Genomic DNA, 2,427 nt, shown 5'->3' with positions numbered 1-2,427 from the left:
GTATCTGTCCGGAAATCCCCGTTCTTCCGCAGGCGCCCGCATTGATGGATCGTTGTGGCTCCTTGAATAGCGGAGCATGCGACGATGGAAGGAGAGTTGGGTTCGGATGGCGACGGCGGTATCGGCACGGCGGGCGGTCGGATCGACTGGCGCACGGGCAAGCTCATGATGGTTCGCGACGACGCGTTCTGGCTGGAACATGAAACCCGGCGTCGCGAGCAGGGGCTGAGCATTCCCGAGTACTGCAGCGCGAACGGTTTGGCGCTGTCGACCTTTCGGCATCGGGTGGGACGCCTGGTGCGCGAGGAGGCCGGGGTCGCCCCGGCTGCTGAGCCATTGCGACAGAGCGGTGCGCAGGGACGATTCATCGCACTGCCCCATGGCGCGGAGCCGTCCTCGCGCAGCGCGGAAATCGAAGTGCGCCTGCCCGGCAGGATGACGCTGCATCTGCAAGGGGCGGCTGCGCAGCAGGTGCTCGATCGCATCCTGGCGCAGTTGCCGTGATCCTGTCTTCGGCGGTCAGGGCCTATGTGTATAGCGAGGCGGTCGATATGCGCAAGTCGATCGACGCGCTGGCGCAGCTGGTCGCCTCCTGCATGGGCATGGACCCGCTGTCGGGGCAGGTATTCGTGTTCATCGGCCGGCGCCGCGACAAGGTCAAGCTCCTGGTGTGGGACCGGCACGGTTTCTGGGTGTTGTACAAGCGCCTGGAACGGGGCCGCTTCGCCGATCCGGCACGCCTTGCGGCCGGCGGGTTGGCAATGAGCGAACTGGTGGCGTGGCTCGATGGCATCGATCTGGCCCACGTGCGGCGTCTCCCGACGGTGGCTGCGTCCCGCGTGAGCTGAGTGCGGGACCGCGCTCTGCCATGCAATCGGGGTTTGACCGACTGCCCTGTGGCGGCGCCTGCGGGCAAGATGGGCGCCATGAATCGCCCTGCCGTCATCGATCGCGCGACCCTGCCGAACGCCGTTGAGCCGCTCCAGGAGATGGTGCTGGAGATGGCCGCGCAGCTCGACGGGTTGCGGGCGCAGTTCGACGCGCAGATGGAGAGTTTGCACCACCAACTGGCCGAACTGCGCCGGCGTCTGTTCGGTCCGCGCAGCGAGGCGATCCACGCGGGGCAAGCCGAATTGTGGAGCGAGGCGGTCGAAGTGCCGGTGCCGCCCGAGGACTACCGCGAGGTCGAGGCGCACCGCCGGCGCCGACCCGGACGTGCCGCGATCGGCGAGCATCTGCCGCGGCGGCGTGTCGAACACGACCTGTCCGCGGACGAGAAGGCGGCTTTCGCCGCGGTCGAGCGCATCGGCGAGGAAGTCTCCGAGATGCTCGAGTACCTCCCGGCACGCCTCGAAGTGATCCAGAACGTGCGCCTGAAGTACCGCTGCGAACGCGCCGACGGCAGCAGCACGATCCGCACCGCCACCGCTCCGGGTTCGCCGATCGCCAAGAGCAACGCCGGGCCGGGGCTGCTCGCGCACGTGATGGTGTCGAAATACCTCGATCATTGCCCGCTCGCCCGTCAGCAGCGCATCCTCGCCCGTGACGGCGTCGTGATCGCGCGCCAGACGCTGTGCGACTGGGTGCTCGACGGGGCCGAGCTCTTGAGCGTGCTGATGCCGGCGCTGCATCGCCACGTGCTCGCGAGCCCGGTGATCTTCACCGATGACACGACGCTCGCACTGCAGGCCCCTGGCAAGACCGTCACGGCGCGGATGTGGGCGTATCTGGCCGGCGGGCACCGCAAGGACGAAGAGGGCCGCTGGCAGGCGGTGGCACCGGCGGCGCTGTATGACTTCACCCTCGATCGCAGCGGCACGCACCCGCGCCGCATCCTGGGTGACTGGCGCGGTTATCTGCAAGCCGACGATTACAGTGGTTACCACGCAAGTTTCCGCGAAGGGGTGACCCACGTCGCATGCTGGGCCCACGCGAGAAGGAAGTACTTCGATGTGGTCAAGGCGATGCCCAAGGGGGCCCGGCCGGGACTCGCGCATCATGCGCTGCGCTTCATCGGCCTGATCTACCGCATCGAACGGCAAATCGCCGAAGCCGATCCCGACGTCCGACGGCAGCACCGACAACGGCGCACGAAACGCGTGCTCGCCTGGTTCCATCGCTGGCTCACCGCGCACGCCCCGACCCTGCTGCCCAAGTCGCCGCTCGCGAAGGCCTTCGCCTATACGCTGTCGAACTGGACGGCGCTCACCGTGTTCGTCGACGATGGCAGTCTCGCTGCGGACAACAATTTGAGCGAACGCGCCATGCGCCCGGTGGCCCTGTCGCGCAAGAACTGGCTCTTCGCCGGCAGCGAGCGTGGCGGGCGGGCCGCTGCGGTACTCTTCAGCCTGATCGAGACGGCGCGCCTGAACGACGTCGAGCCCTATGCCTACCTGAAGGACGTGCTCGCGCGAATCAACGCCCACC

3 protein-coding genes are annotated in these 2,427 nt (G+C 67.7%); all 3 read left to right on the top strand.

All coding sequences use genetic code 11. The annotated features are described in order from the left end of the window. Positions 1-84: 84 nt before the first annotated feature. Positions 85-504: an IS66 family insertion sequence element accessory protein TnpA gene (gene tnpA / locus MXC99_RS00520; RefSeq protein WP_247723690.1), complete on the top strand. Its 420-nt coding sequence runs from the start codon at positions 85-87 to the stop codon at positions 502-504. Then, positions 501-848: an IS66 family insertion sequence element accessory protein TnpB gene (tnpB, locus tag MXC99_RS00515; RefSeq protein WP_247723689.1), complete on the top strand. Its 348-nt coding sequence runs from the start codon at positions 501-503 to the stop codon at positions 846-848. The genes tnpA and tnpB overlap by 4 nt, the downstream gene beginning before the upstream one ends. Before the next feature lie 78 nt (positions 849-926). After that, the coding region (gene tnpC / locus MXC99_RS00510) for an IS66 family transposase (protein WP_247723688.1) at positions 927-2,427 on the top strand (1,501 nt) is incomplete at its 3' end.

The organism is Thauera aromatica, assembly GCF_023093595.1.
Lineage (GTDB): Bacteria > Pseudomonadota > Gammaproteobacteria > Burkholderiales > Rhodocyclaceae > Thauera > Thauera aromatica_A.
The sequence above is the reverse complement of the archived record's forward strand: the minus strand, read 5'-3'. Positions and strand labels throughout refer to the sequence as shown.